This window comes from Giesbergeria sinuosa (genome assembly GCF_042652905.1).
GTDB classification, from domain to species: domain Bacteria; phylum Pseudomonadota; class Gammaproteobacteria; order Burkholderiales; family Burkholderiaceae_C; genus Simplicispira; species Simplicispira sinuosa.
Genome location: NZ_JBHSHJ010000003.1, coordinates 86,312 through 103,636, shown reverse-complemented (window position 1 = coordinate 103,636; position 17,325 = coordinate 86,312). Strand labels below are relative to the sequence as shown.

The window sequence follows — 17,325 nt, the reverse complement described above, 5'->3', positions numbered from 1 at the left end:
GCTATGTCTACCTGGTCGGATTTCTATCCAGACTTGCTGGTGCACTTACCCGCTTGTCCTTTACCAACGGCTGATTTTGCTTTGCGCCGTGCGGCACAGGAGTTTTTGTCTCGCACCAGGCTGTGGCGTGAATGGCTGGACGCCGTGCGCGTTGTCAACAACGTGCGTGAGTACGACTTGGAAGTGCCTACTGGCGCCACGGTGGTGCGGATTGAGCAATGTACTGTCAATGGTCAGCCCATGCCAGTGCTCTCCCATAACGGGTTGCCATTCAACTATCAAGAGGCGGCGGCTCCAGTGGCGGGCATTGTCAGCCGTGACCGTGAGACCTTTCACCTGACCCGGCCACTGCCTGCGGGGTCACTCGTGGCCACCGAGGTCTCCTTGATGCCCAGCCATTCGAGCAAGGGCATCCCCAACGATTTGTTTGCCCAGCATGCCGAAGACATTGTGGCCGGTGCAAAACACCGTCTTTTCCTGATACCTGCATTCCTGAATGGTGATCTGAGCATGTCCGCGAAAGCGGTCTTTGAAGCTGCGATTGCAGCCAAAACGGTCGTGGCATGGCGTGGTGCCACGGGTTCCGTTCCTAGGGTTCGCGCCCGTTTTTGCTGAGGACTGACCATGAGCATCACAGCCCAATCCGTTATTCGCCGTGTCATCGACACGCTGCAAGACAACACTTCCATCCGCTGGCCAGTGCCTGAGCTGGTGCGCTATCTCAACGATGGCCAGCGTGAAGTGGTGGTGTATCGGCCTGACGCTATGGTGACGCACACCACGCTGCAATGCGTGGCCGGTGCCCGTCAGGCTATCCCCGCCAATGGATCCAAGTTGATTGAGGTAATCCGCAATGCGGCCCCATCGAGCAGCCGGGCGGCCATCCGGGTCACGAATCGGGAAGTGCTGGATGCCCAGCTGCCGGGCTGGCACAACTTCCCCGGTACCACCGAGATCCTGCACTACACCTACGACCCCCGCGACCCCACGGCCTTCTTTGTGTACCCGCCAGCCAGTGCGGCCGCGCAGGTCGATTTGGTGTATTCAGCTTATCCAACAGATGTGCCAGAGCCTGCTGATGGCTCCACATTCGAGGCGGTGACTGGAGAAATCTCCCTGCCCGACATCTACGGCAACGTGTTGCAGGACTACATCCTGTACCGGGCCTACATGAAGGACAGCGAGTACGCAGGCAATGCCCAGCGTGCCCAAGCCCACTATGCGGCGTTTGCCAATGCGCTGGGTATCGAGATCAAAGCCACGGTGGCCGTAGCCCCTCGCACCACAGGGGCAGCAGCCCGCACGGTGCCCCAGGCTTGATAGGGGACGGGCATGGCATCGTTCAAGCGAAAACTAACCATAGATCAAGGAGCCACGTTTGATGACATTGTGGTTTGGAAGATGGGGGACTCGCCGCAAACTGCCATACCGGTAGATCTGACAGGCTGTACGGCTCGTGCCCACATTCGCCCAGGTCTCGATTCATCAACTGTGCTTATGAGACTGACTACCGAAAACGGACGCATTGTTCTTGGAGGGGTAGCAGGAACCATTCGACTCCGAATTGAGGCTGATGACACTGCCGTAATTGATTGGGATGGCGGCATCTACGATCTTGAGATTAGATTTCCAGATGGAACCGTGATGCGCAAAATGAGGGGCATGGTTGTTGTGAGTCGGGAGGTGACTCGTGGCGACTGAAATGCTCATAGAGAAAGTTCAAATCATTGAGCTTTTTGAGTTTGGGCAAGCAGGGCCGCCTGGGCCAGCAGCTAGGCTTGTCACTACTAAGCCACTGCTCATTCAATCCAGTCAAATTACGCTTCCATCTGCCCCTCTAGGTGCAGTGGTTTGGAATATGGCGCTGGTCTATCTTGACTTAACGCCAGCTGATTTTGATGCAGCGGGTGTGTTACTGACGAACCGCGATTACCTTGTCGAAGATCACCTAGTGCAAACGGCTGGTGCAAGCGTTCTTTTTACCCGCCCAGCCCCCGCAGATGGTCTATATGCGGTGGTTAGCTATCTCACTGCGGCAGCACCATGATTGACAAGAACAACATCAAAGACACGGCGCTGGTGGCGGTAATGCAGCATCATGGCTACCCTTATGAGCGTAATCAGGACGGGTCTTTCAGAATTTGCATTCCAGACGATCAGTTCTCCATTTTGCTCAATCGCTATCGACTAGAATACCGACCGATTCTTCAACGAATCAAGCGACTCTCTTGAGATTTGCAAACTTGCACGCAATGTGCAAGCGTCCCCCCAAGACGGAAATCTGGTTAGACCGCACCCCCAAGGTGTCTAACTCTTTAGGATTTCCATCATGGCCGTTTTGCAACGTTCCAAATCTCAAATCTATGGCCTGAATGCCGATCTGGCCGCATTAGTTCTTGCCGACTCCACTGAGCTGGCCCGCGCCCAAGCTGCCGAAGCCGCTCTGGCTCAACAGGTGCTGGATGAAAAGGCCCGCGCTGAAGCTGCTGAAGCTGCCCTGAATACGGCCATTGCTGCCGAAGCTGCCGCCCGTGCTGCCGCCATCACCGCCGAAGAAGCCGCCCGTGAAGCGTCCATCGAGGCCGCTAAGTTGGCACTGGGCACCAGTTACCGCGTGGCCGACCGCACCGAGCGTGATGCTCTGACCGGCTTGACCCTGAACGACACCGTTCGCGTGCTGGATGATGGCGACACCAAGTGGGTTGTCTATCAGCCTGGCGCTGTTGACGCGCAAGGTGTGGCCACCTCGTGGGATGTGTTGATGGATGAGGACACGTTCCTCAACGCCAACACCGCGTCCAGCATCAAGACGGCCTACGAGTCCAATGCCGACACCAACGCATTCACCGATGCTGAACAGGCCAAGGTAGGTTTCATCAGTGTCACCGAATCTATCGATCTGGACAAGGTGATCCAGTCCGATGAGTTGGTTACTGATACGACACTGGCTGGTGTCACCGACACCCAGATCGCCAGTGCGGCTGCTGTCAAGGCGTTTGTACAGGCGGCCAGCAATGCTGGCGGTGCGATGTTCCACACGGAAACCCGCACGGTGACTGCTGACAAGATTACGCTGACCCACAAGCCCAAGAACGGCACGATCTTTAACTTCGGCACTGTGCGCCACACCGATACAGATACTGGGGCTGCGTTTGACATTTCCGTGATGCCGAATTGGGACGACCCCACCGGGAAAATCTACACCCTGATTCCTGATAGCGCAGGTCAGTTCGATGGCAAGCAGGTGGTAGTGCAGTACCCCTACACACTGTAACCATCTGTCGTGGTGAAAAGAGGGGCGGTCTTGGCCGCCCCCAGCGCAGCCGGTCTCGCAAGCAAGGCCATTTTGGTGGCGCGCGGCGTTACCGTCACGCACAACTAAGGTTAATTCGGCATAGGGTTAATACCATGAATGCCTCGCTGAAGAGGTTGGACGCTGGCCTCAAAACCCGGCTGATTCTGTTGGCCTTGGTGCTGCTTCTATTGGTAGCTGAAGTGGTGTGGTGGGCTCGCTACCTGTGGTCGGTGGCGTTCTCGACGCGCCGGGCATGGAAGTTGGCCTTATCAAAAGATCAAAACGCAAATGCTGCCTTCAATGGCAGCGAAGACGAAACCATTTCTAGCCGTGCTGCACGGGCACGCGATAGCAACAGGCGCTGGGGCTGCATCTTGTGCCGCCTGCTGGACGCCATCGACCACAACCACTGCAATAGATCTAAAGGGGTTTGACCCCACTCCACCCACAAGAGGAGGCGATATGCCACCAGATACCACCCATGAAGTTGGACTGCTGCACAAAGTAGCGGCCCGCATTGAGACCTTGCACGGCGATGTGAGCGACATCAAGGGGGTAGTCAAAGAGTTGACTGCCGCTGTGACCAAGCTAGCCCTGATTGAGGAGCGTCAGGCGCAGGCATCGCAAGCACTGGAGCGCGCATTCAAGGAAATCGACAAGTGCTGCACTAAGACTGACACTGTGGAGTCACGTGTCGATGCACTTGAGCGCGAGCAACCGATGCAGCACCAAGTAAGCCAATGGGTGATTGCTGCCGTATATGGAGCCGCTGGGCTGGCGGTAATGTTCGCAGCCAAGCAGATTGGGTTGTTGTGATGGAGACCCGCAATAAACAACGCACAGCCGTGGCCGCATTGGTGCTGTCAATCGCCGGCTTTCTGGGTATGGTGGAGCGCGAAGGCTACAGCGATAAAGCTGTCATCCCGACCGAAGGCGACCGGCCTACCCTGGGCTTTGGCAGCACCTTTCACGAGGACGGCACACCCGTAAAAATGGGTGACACCACTACACCCGTGCGTGCCCTGATCAAAGTCAAAGCCCACATCGACAAAGAAGAGGTCAAATTCCGAGAATCACTACCGGGTGTCGAGCTGTACCAGGAAGAATACGACCAGTATTGGGACTGGGCATATCAATTCGGCGTAGGCGCATGGCTCAAATCGCCTATGCGAACCCACCTGCTGGCAGGACAGCACCCGCAGGCGTGCAAAGCATTGTTGGCCTATCGCTTTGTGACCAGCAGCAAGCCAATTGCAGGGTGGGAACAGTACGCACCCAAACGTTGGCGCTACGACTGCTCTACCCCCGGCAACAAGGTCTGCCGTGGCGTATGGACGCGGCAGCTCAATCGCTACCAAGCCTGCATGGAGGCCCAGACGTGAACCCCATCGTGTTCTACATGGCGGTGACGCCGTGGTTTTGGTGGATGGTATGGCAATGACTACATCCGTCTTCTGGCCCATCGTGGCTCTCATTTTGGCCCTTGGCCTGTATGTCCAAGGCCAACAACTGCACCAAGCCCAAACCCATGCCGCCGAGCTGGAACACCAGCAAGATCTGGCGTGGGCACAGAAAAAGAACCTCGAAACCCAACACCGCCATGACACTGAGCAAAAAGACAAAGAAACCCAAGCTGCCATTGCTGTGGCCCATGCTGATGCTGATCGCGCCCGCGCTGTTTCTGTCGGGTTGCAGCACGATCTCGCCGGATTCATTGAAGCCCATCGCCATCGTGCCCAAGCAGCCACCGCTGCCGGACAGTGCGCGCCAGACGACAGCGCCGCCCTGGTGCTTGCCGACCTGTTCAGCCGCGCTGATGCACGAGCGGGAGAACTGGCGGCAGCATTTGACGAGTCCCTCGCCCGCGGCAATGGATGCGCGGACACGTATGACGCAGCCGTAGCGATCAGCCAGGAGCAGTGATGGGGCTCATTCATATCAACCAGTTTGGTGGCATGAAGCTGGGCGTGGCCAAGCGCGATTTGCCGATGGAGGCAGGCCAGCAGGTGGATAACCTGTCTCCCTTGGTGCAGACCTTCACGCCGCTACAAGAGGATGGCGCGCCCGAGGCCATTGAGATTTTTGGCGGTACCGGCCCGGTCAAGTCCTTGATGTACTACAAGACCGGCTCCAAAACCCTGTTTGGCACCACCTTCCCGATGAATGTGGCCCGTGCCCTGGTGCCCGATGCCGATGGCTCCAGCATTCCCCGCCAGCGCATCTACGTCACGGGCGATGGCAGTACCGCACCGGGTGTGTTCTGGCAAGACAACGACTATGCCAGTGGGCGCAAGCTGGGCGTACCCCCACCCACGGCCAAGCTCAAACTGACCGTGGTGAAGAAAGATCCACTGACGGCACAGACGATTGGCCCTGCTTTTGATGCGATTGCCTATGAGATGTGGGTGGGCATCGAGAAGCTGTTGGTGGCGCAGTGGCAGGGCCAGCATGCCAGTGCCACCCGACCTGGCTACATGGACTGTCACACATCGGGCACCGCGGGCTACAGCTTGGGCATGACTGGCGAGGGTGACAAGGCCTACCAGGCCCGTGTGATCGGTGCAGCTCCAGATGGTGGGCTAGACCCCTTCTTATCCATGGAGTTGTCACAGGCTCGTGTGTTGTTGGCTGACCTGGTCAATGTGCCTTGGATCAGCAGCACGCTGCCATCGACCACTATGTGGGGCCACACCTTGGCCAACACGAAATGCGCCGCTATCGTCTTCAAGGCGTTTTACCCCACCTATAGCTTTGCCCGCACTGGCGCAGCATGGGAGGCTTTGCTGGGGATTGCCAAGCCGGGCTTGCCCGATGAGCCGCTGCTCTCCAGCAGTGAGCTCCATGCCTTGTTAGACAAGGCGGCCGAGAAGTTTGACACAACGAAGAATGCCGACTTGGCACAAGCGATTGCACGGCTGGACTTTCGCTATGCCGTACTGACCAATATGCTCGATGGCAAGGTGGGTGAGACAGCGATCAGCAATGTGGCAGCAATCCTCAACGGTAGCACTGCAACAACCCGGATCAATGATGCCTACACCGCCTTTGCCCAGACGGTGTACGACCTGATGCAATCTGCCGTGGGGGTCGTGGCCGACTCTGCCAAAGTTCTGGTGGAATCGGGTGATGCGCTGACCCTGTATTCCAGCAACCGTGCTACGGCGGTAGCGGCCATCATGGCTGCCGTGAAGCAGGAACTGACCGGCGGGGTGGGCCAGATTACGACCCAGACGATTGCGCGAGCCAAGACCTTGCTGGATGCCCAAAAGCGGGTGCTATACAAGGCGGCCAGTGCCTCCGAGGCGGGCAAACAAGGGGCGGTGTACCAGGCATCACTGGGTTTGGACTTCACTCCTGCATTGCGCACGCTGTACAACGCTACCACGCCCGAGGCATTTAGCGACTTAATCGATGACGGCTCAGGCATGGTGACGGATACGGTGGGACGGCTGACAGCTACTGCCGTTGTTGGTGCCCGCGATTTGTTGGAGACGGCCCATGCGGATGTGATGGCGGTTTATGCCGAGGCCATTGATGGTGTACGCCAATCGGCGCTGGATTATTTGGTCAGCATTCAGGTGGTCGGGCGCCATGGCGACCTGAGCGGTGTAGAGCTGAAGGAAACCCGTGCCTACACTTGGACGCTGGTGAACGACTGGGGCGAGGAGTCCATGCCCTACCTACCGGGCAATGGCAATACCGATGCCGAGTTCGAGCTGTTGGAGTTAGATGGCAATGATGAGGTGCTGGTGGAGGCCGCCATGCCATCACCTATGGACATGGCTAGCTATGGCTATGCCAAGTGGCGGCTGTACCGCAGCAACTCCGGCAGCCAAGCCAGCGCCTTCCAGCTGGTGTTTGAGAAGGCACTGACAGACAACCTGGTAACGGACAAGAAAAGCAACGCGGCCCTGCTCGAGTCCTTGGCCAGCATGACTTGGGAGCCGCCCCCGGTGGTCAATGGCAAGTACCTGCAAGGCATTTGTGCCCTGCCCAACGGGTTCATGGCCGGGTTCATCGACAAGACGGTGTATTTTTCTGAGGTGTTTCGGCCCTACGCTTGGCCATCGGAGTACACCCACACTTTCCAATATCCGATTGTGGGGCTGGGGGTGTTCGGCCAGACCTTGGTGGTGCTGACAGAGACGGGGCCTTGGTATCTCTCTGGCAGTGATCCCTCCAGCATGAGCAAGGACGATACGCGCAGCAATCAGGCCTGCGTGTCGGCACGGTCTGTCTGCCCAGTGGAGGGCGGGGTGATCTTTGCTTCCCCGGATGGCCTGTGCTTGGCTTCGCCTACGGGGATTCAGGTGTTTCTGCCCGCCCCCACGGGCAAGGTGGCTTGGGCCGATATGGACTTGATCCATGTGCGCCATTTACAGTGTGCCGAGCATGACGGGGTGCTGTATTTCCTCTACGGCCATCCCGATCCCAATGGCGCCATGTGGTTGTCGGCCCTGCATCTGCAAACAGGCAAACTGGTCAATGTGCATCTGGGGGATGCCGATCCGCCAGTGCGCGAGTTATCGGCCATCTACGCTGACCGCAGCACCGACACCCTCTATGGGGTGTTGGCCAGCACGCGCCAGGCGGTCAAGCTGTTCACCGACACTACCCGCCGCCGACTGGCCAGCTTTCACAGCAAGCGCCTGACGTTGGAGACCTATACAGGGTTTGGCTGGCTGCGGGTGTTGGGCGAGCAAAGCGCCACCGAACCAGCCACGGTACGGGTGTTTGGTTATGCCATCCGGCCCGATGGTTCTGAGGTGGAGGTGCTACTGACCCCAGCGGTGGGGCACTACACGGTGACCAACACCTTGCCGGTGCGCATGCCTGCGGGCCGCTATCTGGAGTATGAGGTGGAGGTGCAATCCCGTGCGCGCATCACGGGGGTGACGCTGGCATCGTCCACCGCCGAATTGCAGGCTGTGCCATGAGCAGCAATCCCCCCCGCAAAACAGGCCTGCCTTCTTTGCGCACGCAGGATGCCCAGATCAACCGCTGGGCCGATGGGGTGCAGGAGCAGTTGGAGGTGCTGCATGGTGCCCGTGGTGATCCGCTCAACCGGGCTTTGACGCTGCGTGACCTGCAAGCCATTGGGTTCAATGTGGATGTACTGATGGCCAATAGCCGGGGCAGCAGTATCACCGTGCGCCCCGGAGGGGCTGTGGCGGCAGCGGCCCCGCTGGTGGATGCCGCAGCCCAAAAGGCCATCGAGCGGGCCGATATGGATGCCTTTGCCAAGGCGATCACAGAAACTGCTCTGTTCAAAAAACTGATGGAGCCTTTGCAGTGGCAGGATGTGCGCGATCCCTCGCGGTTTGATTGGGTGCCACAGCAGTTGCGCCGGGAGTTGATGACCAGCATTGCCGAAGAGGCGGCCCGGCGCGGTACGGATATTTCTCGGGTGGAAACCATCGTCAAAGATGGAGCAGCGCGGTTTGCGCGCCAGCTGGAAGAAATCACCGCCGCGATGGGGGAGGCGGCAGCAGGGGTGCGGCAACTGTCGTTTGCCTATGCTGATGCCGACCGGGCCATTGCCGGGCAGGTGACGCAGCTGGGGGCCAGTCTGGGGCAGAACATTGCCACGCTGGAGCAGTCCCTCAGTACCGAAGTGACCAAGACCACGGCCATTGCCAGCAGCGTGACGACTCTGCAAACACGGGTGGGCACGGCGGAATCGGCTATCTCGAATGAGCAGACAGCGCGGGCCAACGGCGATTCGGCCAATGCTGAATCTATCAATCAGGTGCAGGCCCGATTGGATACGGGAGACTTTGCGGCAGTAAAAACCCAGAGTTCGGCCACGGCCAGCAAGGTAGCGGGGTACGAGGCCCGCTACACAGTCAAGGTCACAGCTGGTGGGGCATGGGCGGGGATTGGACTGGCTGCGACGGACAACGGTGCAGGTAACGCCACCAGCGCGATCATCATGTCTGCCGATAAGTTTGCCATTGTGGCCCCGGGCTACAGCGGTGGCATGACGACAGCGCCCCCGGCAGGCAGCATCCCGTTTTCCGTGGAAAACCTGCCTTCGGGTGGCAGCCGCATCTACATGAATGCGGGGGTGCGAATTCGGGGGGGCCTGGATGTGACGGCAACCTATGGCAGCGCGGAGTGGGCCAGCGAGGCGGCGTTCACCTTCTACATGACCAACTCGTCTGGCTGGTTGAGTTCTTATTCTGGCATGAGCCCGTCCAAAGTCACCGCCACGGGCAATAGCACGGCACGCTTATATGCAGGGCACTATGGCATCGCTACGGGGACATCGGCACTTTCGATTGGACTGCTGGGCGAGGCCCGTGGACAAGGCAGCAATGTCAGTGCGGGGGTGATTGGCGTTGCCACTGGGGGCGTCAGTGCTTATGGCGGCGTGTTCTCTGGACAGTCGGCGGACTTGGCGCTGATTGGGTCAGGAACGATTCTGTGGGGCAATACGGCCGTTGCCAAACCCAATGGTTCATCCAGTTCGTTTTTGAATGGGTTGGGCCAGTGGGTGACGCCCTCTGCATCTGGTGGCGTGACCACGTTCAATGGCCGCGCCGGGCCAGTGACGTTGAGCAGCTCGGATGTGACCACAGCATTGGGCTACACCCCTCCGACTCAGGACAGCGTGTCTAGCCAGATCAATGCCAACAACGCCAACTATGTGCTGGCCAACTTCTCTGCGAAAACGCATACCCACACTTCCACTCCATACGCCGTGGATGCAGGGTCTCTGGGGGGTGTGACCGCCAGCAACTATTTGCGCTTCACCGGCGCCACCGCTGGCAGTAAGGCTCTTGCCGGATACGCCCAAATTTTGGTCGGTGGGAACTATTACTGGATACCCATCTATGTTTAAGGAGTGACGATGCCAGACTATAAGGAACAGCAGGCCACAGGCCGCACATGGGTGCGATGCCGGGCCATGACAGTCGAGAACCCCCTCAATGGAGCCGCTGTGGCTACGTTTCAGGAAACCCAATGCGCCAGTATCAATGGCGTCACCAGTGAGCAGTTTGCTGGCATGCTGGGTGTGGAGTTCCGCCCAGACAGCACGATTGCCCTGCGAAACCCCGAGACGGGGGAGTTGACGGGCCAGACCAGTACCCATGCACAGGTGTACCAGTTGCTCTACAGCTTGTATATGCAGGCTGCGTTGGAGCGGGATGCAGCGGCTCCAACAAGCATGGCAGCATGACTAGATGACCGCAGAACTTGATTTTCTGGGCAGCCTATTCAATGGCTCCCCGTTGGCATCCAGCATCGTTGGCACCAGTCCTGGTGCCAGTGGGGCAGGGGCTGCCGGTTTAGCTGCACAGCACAGTTTGGTGCCAGAGTTGGATGCCCGTTGGGCGGATGATCTGTTTAAGCAACAAAGTGAGCGCCCAAGCCAGAAGGGGCCGCCCGGCACAGGCTGGAGCACATCCGAGGTCAATACCGATGGCATGGATCGCTCCACATGGAAATGGGATTTAGGGGGCAACACGGTTGGTTCATTCATCAAGCGGGGGGCTGCGGCTACAGGGCTTGACCGGATGTCCTCCGAAGCACCGGTGTATGGCAATGGGGAGTGGTCGGGTGGCCCTAACCCAGACCGATGGGCATCGGACTATAAGGACTACCAAAAGCAGTTGACGGGGGTGGCACAGCAGTTGGGCATGGATGTTTCCTCGTACTACAACACGGTGGCAGGCAGCACGACAGGCCAAGGCAGCAAAGCGGTGGTGACCCCAGACCAACAGATATTGGATGCCAATCGGCTGTATGACGCCATTGATGAACGCTACAAGGACGTGTATTTGGTCGGGGGCATGGCGCAGGGCTTGCCGGGCCAGACGGGCAACACTGGGCAAAAAGCAGTGCGCTCGCTGTATGTGCGCAATGGGGATAAGTTGGTGCCCCAAGGTGACGCACAGGTGTATGACGCACCAGAGAATAGCCAGGGCTTCTTTAAGGATGCCGTTCTTCCAGCCCTGCCCATTCTTTTAGCACCCTTTACAGCCGGAGCCAGTTCTGCCTTGGCCGCCGGTATTCAGTCCGCGGTGCCTGCTTTGGGTGCCTTTGGTTCTGCTGCAGCCGCTGGTGCTTTAACAGGTGGAACTATGAGTGCGCTGACGGGCGGCGACGTGGGCAAGGGGATGCTGACTGGCGGCTTGGTAGGAGGGGTGGGTTCTAGCGTGGCGGGGTCGAGCTTTGCGGGGGCAACACCCTTTGCAAGGATGGGTACCAAGATGGTGGTGGACGGCATCATGGATCGCACGCCTAGCGGTGCAGGCCCTGCGGACTCAACAGCTACAGCACTGGCCCAACCGGCCTTGCAAACCACAGCGCCCACATCTACCCCATCTTCTTCTGAGCAAGGTTTCTTAGATGGCCTATTTCGTGGTCAGGGTGGCTCAAGCACTGGGTTTATGAACAGTTTGATTGCCAAGGGCAAGACCCTCGGCTCTATTTGAAAACGGGGGGGGTATCTATGGGAATCGGTTTTGCTGATGCGGCACCAGAGGTGTTTGCGGACAGGTACGGTCGCAATATGGCTGGTATGGCCAGTCAAGGGGCAGAGGCTGCGAATGGTTTGGGCATGCAGTTGGGTCAATCGTATGCAGCAGATTACCAGCCGTACGATAAGAAGTTCATGCAACATGTGGATATGCTGGGGTCTGATGCCTATAAGGCGCAGCAGCGTGGCCGCGCCGTTGCCGGGGTGCAGCAGGCATCAGATCAGCAGCTGGGCCAGATGGAGAGGCGCATGGCGTCGATGGGCATGGCCAATCCATCCCTGATGGCCAAGATGCAAAGCCAAACGGCGGCTCAAACCGCCTTGGGCAAGTCTGCGGCTGCCATGGACAGTGATCAAAAGGCACGGGGCGAATGGGTGCAGGGCATTGGGGCGATCAATACGATGGGCCTCAAGACTGGTGAGCTGGGCACCAAGTATTTGCAGATGGGCAGCGAGCTGGGCAAGGTGGGGCTGGCCGGTGCGGATATGGGGGCCGGTGCTGCAGCAAGAAAGATGCAGGCTGATGCCTCGATGGCCAGTGCAGCCGCTGCGGGCTCCAATGCTTCGGCCAGTGCGCTCAATGCCCAAACCAATGCAACCAAGACGGCCAACGACTACCAGTTGGGCTTGGGGTCGCTGGCCACACGGATGCACGAGATCAACACCGGCAATGCATTCAAGCAAAGCCAGCTCGATGTGTTGAAGGGGCAAAGCAGCCTACCTAGTCAGGTGGTATCGACTGGACTGGGCATCTTGGGCAGTGCGGCCACCTCCTACTTTGCCAAGAACGGGTGGAACGGTGTTTCCAACTTGCTGGGCTTGGGTGGGGATTTTGGGGACTTTCTCTCTAGTAATGCGGGTCTGGATCTGACTTCTAGTGATTTGCTAAGCGCATTCTGAATGTCTGAGGAATAACTGTTATGGCCTTTTATGTAGACCCTACCGCTATCAATCGTGGCACTTCCATGTATGAGCATGCAATCGCTCGTAACCGTCAGGAGGAAATCGACGCGCGGGAGCAAACCCGATTCAATGATGAGCAGCAGCGCAATCGGGCGCTGGATACTGCCTTGGGACAGATGCCCCGTGCCGATCTCAGTGCTGGGGCCGATGTGGGTGGAATGACCTCTTATCTCCAGCGCCTCAGTAGTCAGGAGAGCAAGCCTCCTGCACCTCCAGCAGATATGGGCGGCATGGCTGCTTTGACGGGGCAGGGCAATGCCTCGGCTGAATCTGCTGTGGAAACCAATCTGATATCAGAACCTCAAGCCAATCCTGCGACCAACAATATCCCGACCAAGCCACTTGGCCAACAGACACAGGGTAATGTTGGGGGAGCAGCTTCTCATCCGGCCATCGCCCCCATCGAAAAGCGATTTCAACGTGAAAGCAAGCGGTTGCAGGCCCTGATGGATGCAGCCACAGCCAAACGGGATATCGTGGCCGCAAGTGGATTGGGTGCCCAGTTGGATGCGCTGAATTCAGACTTTGCTACGGCCAAGATGGTGGGCGTCACGATGCACGAGTTGCAGAACAACCCCCAGATGGGCACGGCGCTGGCCAAGCGACTGACAGAGAACAACAGCTATGGGGAGTTGGTCGCAGACTTTGATCCCAAATACGGGATGACCACCCTCAAGATCAAAGACACCGGGCGGGAGGTGCGCTTGGCCCCGCACCAGTTGGGGGTGATGGTGGCCGCTCTGCAAGACATGGAGAATGGCAATTACGAGCGGGGCTATAAGAACCTGACCTTGATCGACAAAGAGGTTGCTGAACGCATCCAACGGGGCAATGAGCTGCAAAAGAGCGTGGTGGCCAACAATAACGATGCGGCGGCTAAGAATGAGGCTATTCGCCATGCCCGTGTTTCGGATGGTCGTGCAGCAACGGATCAGAGCCTGAGACGGCAGGAGTTTGATGCCAAGAAGCCAGTCTATGATGTTGCGGCGCTGGATGCCAGTATCAGTATCGAGATGGCCAAGCATGACCCAGACAGCCCAGAGTACAAGGCGCTCCAAACTCGGCGGAATGCTCTGAGAGATGCGAAAAACTCATCACCCGAACTGAAGCACGCACAGGAGTTGGTGCGTGCGGGTGTTGTGCCTGATTTGAAGTCTGGCCTTGAAATGGCGACGACAAGGAAATCGAAGTCAGCGCAGGACGTTTTTCTTCAGGTGAAAGGGATGAAAAGGCCAGATGGTCTAAGCCCAAGCGATGAGGAGGTGGACAAGAATATGCGTTTGCTCGTCGGTGATAACTGGATGGATAAGGTCAGGGGTGGAGCGGCATCAGCACCGGGGGCTGCACCTACTCCTGCCAGCGGGGGTAAGCCAAGCACCGGCAAACCGATCCCCAATACCATTGGTCAACCGCTCAAAGATGTAACGCCGCAAGACATTGCAAATACCGCCAAACGGCATGGCGTGTCTGAAGAGGTGGTGAAGCGGCGGTTGGGGATGTGAGCCTGCACTATCAGAGCTTTGCCTTGATCCCTGCTTGTTTCAAAATGGCATTGGCTGTATTGCGGGTGTTTACCGTCACTGCTACAGGAAAGCGTGCGCCGTTAATGGGGCTTTCCCAAAATTCATGGCTGCCCTTGCCTTGTCGGATCATCACGCAGCCATGTTGCAATAGCAGCGCCCGCAGTTGCGGGTAAAAGCCGGAACCCATCGCTCAGAGTGCAACGCGCTGCTGGGCGGATTGCACCAAGTCAAACCGAAGCCGGACAGAATCGGCATCCATCGGCAGATCGTTCAACTCGATCAAGTCAGGCACCAACAGCCAAGTGCGTTCCGTCAACTCGTCTAGGGTCTTGGCCTCCGTGACCAGGTTCAGTGCGTCGCATTCTGCCGTGTAGAAACCATCGCTGAAAGTGACCTCCACCGTAAGCGGAGGGTTCAGTCGATCAAGGCGTTTTTTTACAGAGCCCAACAGATCGACCACGGTTCTTCCAAAGTGTTCATCGGCACGGGCGGTGGCAGCGGAATACCAGCGCAGCAAAGTGCTTACGCGAAAGCTGGATTCGCGCAAATCATCGCTGTCTACGTCCGTCAAGTCGCTCAGAGAGTGCAGCAGACTGCCCGCTGCATGGAAATGAACCGCCGGGCCAATCTCACTGTCGCCCATCACTGCGGCGCGCTTGTCGTGGCTGTCGCTTAACAAGGAGAGCCCGTGCTCAATGAACTGCACCCCCAGCGCCTGAATGCGCGGCGTAAAGCAAGAAGTGATGGCTGCGAACAGGTCATCTTTGGAGACAAACAAATCACCACTGCGCAGCACAAAGCGCACAGGCAACTCACCAAAACTGGCAACAAAAAAGCTCATCGGGCCATTATCTACCTGTCTCAAATCCGAGGGTATGACGGAGATCGTCATACCTTCCGCCTTGGGGTCGTTGCGAGGCGGTGCAGCTCCCTGTTGCGCTACAAGCTCAGGAGCTGCTACCAATCAGGTTCAGCAAAATTCCATCTGCTTCGATGTCGCCCGTGCGAGGTTAGAACGGGATATCGTCGTCATTCACTTGACCACAAGCATGTGTCTTTGTGAGTGCCTTCCTTGGGTAATCAGAATAGATTTTCCCCGCCTTAACTTTTTGGAGGGTCTCTTGAACCCATGCACGTTGTGCGTCAACCCCCTCTTCATGCGCTGCCACCAAGCTTCGCCAGTGCTGACGAACGGTTGGGTAAACCACATCCTCAAGCACAGGCTGATTCCATACAACTACACCATTTAGATCTCTGTGTTTCGCAGGGCCAAGCAGATCTGTGTCTGCAAGCATCTTCCAGCGCTCCTGCTCCTCAAGATTCATTAGTTCCGGGTAAGTGATGGCAAGCTTGACGAAGCGCTCTGCTTCATCGACATCCCAAAGTCGGCGCGCCTCATCCGCAACGCTAGTTTTGTCGTCGTAGCGGTCGCCTTCGTGGAGGAACACACGCTCTAAGCTACTTTCAACAGCCCAGTCAATATAGCTACTTAAGGTTCGACGGTGTTTGCGAGCCGCTAACTCAGCCAAGTATTTCAGTTTTGGATCAAGGCGAACGGAGACAGTCACTGTCTTCGTCGTCTCCGATGAAGCCTTCGCGCGGCGCTTATCTTGTTCAACCATATGACCATCCTTTTTGTGCATTGTATGAGATGTGTGAAAAATATCCGAAAAAATCACATAGATGTGTTGTGTTCAAAATGAACACATGGTATCTTTGAGGCTACGCTGATTCGATAACGTTTCGCGTAATAAGGATGAAACATGAAAGATATGAAGCAAAAGATCACAGCTACGCCCGTGAAGCTGCCGCCAGAGTTGAAGGACTACCTGAAGCACAAAGCCATCGACAACCGGCGATCCTTGGCAAATGAAATCACTTATCGACTTCAAGCAAGTCGTGAAGCAGAGGAGGCCCAGCATGGAAAGCAGGCCTGAAAAAGATAAGGCCTCTACCGCGCCAACGGTAGAGGCCTTGAATGAAGCAACCCCAACTCTTACAAAGGGATTCAACGTGCCCGATTCTATCCAAACGCCAAGCACATCCATAGCCCACCACATCGCCATCGTCGATGGTAAGCCCACCACCACCACACACAACATTGCCAAGGTTTACGGCAAGCGTCATGACAACGTGCTTGCCATCGTTCGTGCGCGCATTGCAGATGCAGGCGAGTGGGGTGTCCTTAATTTCAAGGAGACCCCCTACACCGATCCGCAGAACGGACAAACCTATCAGGTCATACGCATGACCAAGAAGGGCTTCCATTTTGTCGTCGGTAAGTTCACAGGGGCCAAGGCTGTGCAGCATCAGATTGCATTTGCCGATGAGTTTGAGCGCATGGAGCAGGAGCTACTCAAGCAACAGCCCTCCACCCAACGCCCGTACAACCCGGCCATCGACTACGAGCGCATCAATCCGGCCCAAGCCCAAGACATCAAGGAACTGGTGCATCAGGTGGTCGATGCTGGCGTGCAAGGCTTCGGGGAAACGTGGAACCGCCTGCACAAAAAGTTCCGGGTCAACAGCTACTTGGAACTGCCTGCCAGCCGATACGACGAGGCTTGTGTTTATCTGCGGGGAAAGTTGCCCGATGGTTATGCCGACAGTGTCGTGTTCGATGGTGATGCTCCTATGCCCCCGGTGCCGGACTTGCAACGCATCCACGCCGCCATGCAAACTGCCACCCAAGCCGGTGCCCAAGTGCAACAAGCCGTTTTTGAATCGGTGTTGGCGGGCAATGATGAATGGAAATTTGGCCGCTGGCTGCTCTCGTTCATCACCGATAGCAAGTTGGCCGCACCTGCCGTTATCCAGCGGGTGGGCCATGATGAGTTTGTCACCTCTACTCGCCAGTTGATTGATTGCATCAACGACCCCGGCTTCCTGTTGAGCAATATCGAATTGGCTGGGCTGGCCCAAGCCTGTACCAATCGGCTGGCGCGGCGGTTGGGTGGCGGCACCGGCTCAATTGGCTCAATGACGGCTTGATCGTCTTCTCACCAGCCCGCCCCGTGCGGGCTTTTTCTTGTCCAAGGAGGTGCAAGGACAGCCACCAA

20 protein-coding genes are annotated in these 17,325 nt (G+C 57.5%); 17 read left to right on the top strand and 3 right to left on the bottom strand.

Annotated elements, in window-relative coordinates; genetic code table 11:
• Window positions 1–3 precede the first annotated feature (3 nt).
• From ACFO6X_RS05070 to ACFO6X_RS05000, 15 genes are all read left to right on the top strand, one after another.
• Window positions 4–615, top strand: a complete 612-nt coding sequence (locus ACFO6X_RS05070) for a hypothetical protein (protein ID WP_382430700.1) — start codon at window positions 4–6, stop codon at window positions 613–615.
• Window positions 616–624: 9 nt separating this feature from the next.
• Window positions 625–1,320, top strand: coding sequence for a phage adaptor protein (locus ACFO6X_RS05065; RefSeq protein WP_382430698.1), 696 nt, complete (start codon window positions 625–627; stop codon window positions 1,318–1,320).
• Between the two features lie 370 nt (window positions 1,321–1,690).
• Window positions 1,691–2,047, top strand: coding sequence for a hypothetical protein (locus tag ACFO6X_RS05060; RefSeq protein ID WP_382430696.1), 357 nt, complete (start codon window positions 1,691–1,693; stop codon window positions 2,045–2,047).
• Window positions 2,044–2,232: a hypothetical protein gene (locus ACFO6X_RS05055; protein WP_382430694.1), complete on the top strand. Its 189-nt coding sequence runs from the start codon at window positions 2,044–2,046 to the stop codon at window positions 2,230–2,232. Before ACFO6X_RS05060 ends, ACFO6X_RS05055 begins: the two co-directional genes overlap by 4 nt.
• A 97-nt stretch (window positions 2,233–2,329) precedes the next feature.
• Window positions 2,330–3,274 carry a hypothetical protein gene (locus ACFO6X_RS05050; protein WP_382430692.1) on the top strand — a complete coding sequence of 315 codons (945 nt, stop codon included), beginning with the start codon at window positions 2,330–2,332 and terminating at the stop codon, window positions 3,272–3,274.
• 134 nt (window positions 3,275–3,408) lie between these two features.
• On the top strand, window positions 3,409–3,729 hold the full coding sequence (locus tag ACFO6X_RS05045; protein WP_382430690.1) for a hypothetical protein: 321 nt from the start codon (window positions 3,409–3,411) through the stop codon (window positions 3,727–3,729).
• 28 nt (window positions 3,730–3,757) lie between these two features.
• Window positions 3,758–4,111 (top strand): hypothetical protein, encoded by a 354-nt coding sequence (locus tag ACFO6X_RS05040; protein WP_382430688.1) that lies wholly within the window; start codon window positions 3,758–3,760, stop codon window positions 4,109–4,111.
• Window positions 4,111–4,677: a glycoside hydrolase family protein gene (locus ACFO6X_RS05035; RefSeq protein WP_382430686.1), complete on the top strand. Its 567-nt coding sequence runs from the start codon at window positions 4,111–4,113 to the stop codon at window positions 4,675–4,677. Before ACFO6X_RS05040 ends, ACFO6X_RS05035 begins: the two co-directional genes overlap by 1 nt.
• A 55-nt stretch (window positions 4,678–4,732) precedes the next feature.
• A complete protein-coding gene (locus ACFO6X_RS05030; RefSeq protein ID WP_382430684.1) occupies window positions 4,733–5,218 on the top strand; it encodes a DUF2514 family protein in 486 nt (161 codons plus the stop codon).
• Window positions 5,218–8,232, top strand: coding sequence for a hypothetical protein (locus ACFO6X_RS05025; protein WP_382430682.1), 3,015 nt, complete (start codon window positions 5,218–5,220; stop codon window positions 8,230–8,232). Before ACFO6X_RS05030 ends, ACFO6X_RS05025 begins: the two co-directional genes overlap by 1 nt.
• The gene (locus ACFO6X_RS05020) at window positions 8,229–10,139 is read left to right on the top strand and encodes an autotransporter outer membrane beta-barrel domain-containing protein (RefSeq protein WP_382430680.1); all 1,911 of its coding nucleotides are present in this window, start codon (window positions 8,229–8,231) and stop codon (window positions 10,137–10,139) included. Before ACFO6X_RS05025 ends, ACFO6X_RS05020 begins: the two co-directional genes overlap by 4 nt.
• Window positions 10,140–10,148: 9 nt before the next feature.
• Complete coding sequence (locus ACFO6X_RS05015) at window positions 10,149–10,478, top strand: hypothetical protein (protein WP_382430678.1); 330 nt, start codon at window positions 10,149–10,151, stop codon at window positions 10,476–10,478.
• Window positions 10,479–10,482: 4 nt separating this feature from the next.
• Window positions 10,483–11,736: a hypothetical protein gene (locus ACFO6X_RS05010; protein ID WP_382430676.1), complete on the top strand. Its 1,254-nt coding sequence runs from the start codon at window positions 10,483–10,485 to the stop codon at window positions 11,734–11,736.
• A 179-nt stretch (window positions 11,737–11,915) separates the two neighbouring features.
• Window positions 11,916–12,680, top strand: coding sequence for a hypothetical protein (locus ACFO6X_RS05005; protein WP_382430674.1), 765 nt, complete (start codon window positions 11,916–11,918; stop codon window positions 12,678–12,680).
• Window positions 12,681–12,700: 20 nt separating this feature from the next.
• The gene (locus ACFO6X_RS05000; protein ID WP_382430673.1) at window positions 12,701–14,245 is read left to right on the top strand and encodes a hypothetical protein; all 1,545 of its coding nucleotides are present in this window, start codon (window positions 12,701–12,703) and stop codon (window positions 14,243–14,245) included.
• A gap of 10 nt (window positions 14,246–14,255) precedes the next feature.
• On the opposite strand, the gene ACFO6X_RS04995 is transcribed toward ACFO6X_RS05000, so the two are convergent.
• The 3 genes from ACFO6X_RS04995 to ACFO6X_RS04985 form a co-directional block, all read right to left on the bottom strand.
• Window positions 14,256–14,453 (bottom strand): type II toxin-antitoxin system HicA family toxin, encoded by a 198-nt coding sequence (locus ACFO6X_RS04995; RefSeq protein ID WP_091451312.1) that lies wholly within the window; start codon window positions 14,451–14,453, stop codon window positions 14,256–14,258.
• Window positions 14,454–14,456: 3 nt separating this feature from the next.
• Window positions 14,457–15,107 (bottom strand): DUF1902 domain-containing protein, encoded by a 651-nt coding sequence (locus ACFO6X_RS04990; protein WP_382430671.1) that lies wholly within the window; start codon window positions 15,105–15,107, stop codon window positions 14,457–14,459.
• A gap of 169 nt (window positions 15,108–15,276) precedes the next feature.
• Window positions 15,277–15,888 carry a hypothetical protein gene (locus tag ACFO6X_RS04985; RefSeq protein WP_382430669.1) on the bottom strand — a complete coding sequence of 204 codons (612 nt, stop codon included), beginning with the start codon at window positions 15,886–15,888 and terminating at the stop codon, window positions 15,277–15,279.
• A gap of 141 nt (window positions 15,889–16,029) precedes the next feature.
• Here ACFO6X_RS04985 and ACFO6X_RS04980 point away from each other — a divergent pair, with 141 nt between their 5' ends.
• Together ACFO6X_RS04980 and ACFO6X_RS04975 are read left to right on the top strand one after the other, a co-directional pair.
• Complete coding sequence (locus ACFO6X_RS04980; RefSeq protein ID WP_382430667.1) at window positions 16,030–16,203, top strand: Arc family DNA-binding protein; 174 nt, start codon at window positions 16,030–16,032, stop codon at window positions 16,201–16,203.
• 76 nt (window positions 16,204–16,279) lie between these two features.
• Entirely contained in the window at window positions 16,280–17,257 is a 978-nt protein-coding gene (locus ACFO6X_RS04975) for a Rha family transcriptional regulator (protein ID WP_382430665.1), read from the top strand.
• Window positions 17,258–17,325: the final 68 nt, after the last annotated feature.

What these genes read in the sequence shown, in the direction of transcription:
- ACFO6X_RS05070 (WP_382430700.1), top strand. Translation starts at nt 4, where the DNA reads ATGTCTACCTGGTCGGATTTCTATCCAGACTTGCTGGTGCACTTACCC.
- ACFO6X_RS05065 (WP_382430698.1), top strand. Translation starts at nt 625, where the DNA reads ATGAGCATCACAGCCCAATCCGTTATTCGCCGTGTCATCGACACGCTG.
- ACFO6X_RS05055 (WP_382430694.1), top strand. Translation starts at nt 2,044, where the DNA reads ATGATTGACAAGAACAACATCAAAGACACGGCGCTGGTGGCGGTAATG.
- ACFO6X_RS05050 (WP_382430692.1), top strand. Translation starts at nt 2,330, where the DNA reads ATGGCCGTTTTGCAACGTTCCAAATCTCAAATCTATGGCCTGAATGCC.
- ACFO6X_RS05045 (WP_382430690.1), top strand. Translation starts at nt 3,409, where the DNA reads ATGAATGCCTCGCTGAAGAGGTTGGACGCTGGCCTCAAAACCCGGCTG.
- ACFO6X_RS05040 (WP_382430688.1), top strand. Translation starts at nt 3,758, where the DNA reads ATGCCACCAGATACCACCCATGAAGTTGGACTGCTGCACAAAGTAGCG.
- ACFO6X_RS05035 (WP_382430686.1), top strand. Translation starts at nt 4,111, where the DNA reads ATGGAGACCCGCAATAAACAACGCACAGCCGTGGCCGCATTGGTGCTG.
- ACFO6X_RS05030 (WP_382430684.1), top strand. Translation starts at nt 4,733, where the DNA reads ATGACTACATCCGTCTTCTGGCCCATCGTGGCTCTCATTTTGGCCCTT.
- ACFO6X_RS05025 (WP_382430682.1), top strand. Translation starts at nt 5,218, where the DNA reads ATGGGGCTCATTCATATCAACCAGTTTGGTGGCATGAAGCTGGGCGTG.
- ACFO6X_RS05020 (WP_382430680.1), top strand. Translation starts at nt 8,229, where the DNA reads ATGAGCAGCAATCCCCCCCGCAAAACAGGCCTGCCTTCTTTGCGCACG.
- ACFO6X_RS05015 (WP_382430678.1), top strand. Translation starts at nt 10,149, where the DNA reads ATGCCAGACTATAAGGAACAGCAGGCCACAGGCCGCACATGGGTGCGA.
- ACFO6X_RS05010 (WP_382430676.1), top strand. Translation starts at nt 10,483, where the DNA reads ATGACCGCAGAACTTGATTTTCTGGGCAGCCTATTCAATGGCTCCCCG.
- ACFO6X_RS05005 (WP_382430674.1), top strand. Translation starts at nt 11,916, where the DNA reads ATGCAACATGTGGATATGCTGGGGTCTGATGCCTATAAGGCGCAGCAG.
- ACFO6X_RS05000 (WP_382430673.1), top strand. Translation starts at nt 12,701, where the DNA reads ATGGCCTTTTATGTAGACCCTACCGCTATCAATCGTGGCACTTCCATG.
- ACFO6X_RS04995 (WP_091451312.1), bottom strand. Translation starts at nt 14,453, where the DNA reads ATGGGTTCCGGCTTTTACCCGCAACTGCGGGCGCTGCTATTGCAACAT.
- ACFO6X_RS04990 (WP_382430671.1), bottom strand. Translation starts at nt 15,107, where the DNA reads ATGAGCTTTTTTGTTGCCAGTTTTGGTGAGTTGCCTGTGCGCTTTGTG.
- ACFO6X_RS04985 (WP_382430669.1), bottom strand. Translation starts at nt 15,888, where the DNA reads ATGGTTGAACAAGATAAGCGCCGCGCGAAGGCTTCATCGGAGACGACG.
- ACFO6X_RS04980 (WP_382430667.1), top strand. Translation starts at nt 16,030, where the DNA reads ATGAAAGATATGAAGCAAAAGATCACAGCTACGCCCGTGAAGCTGCCG.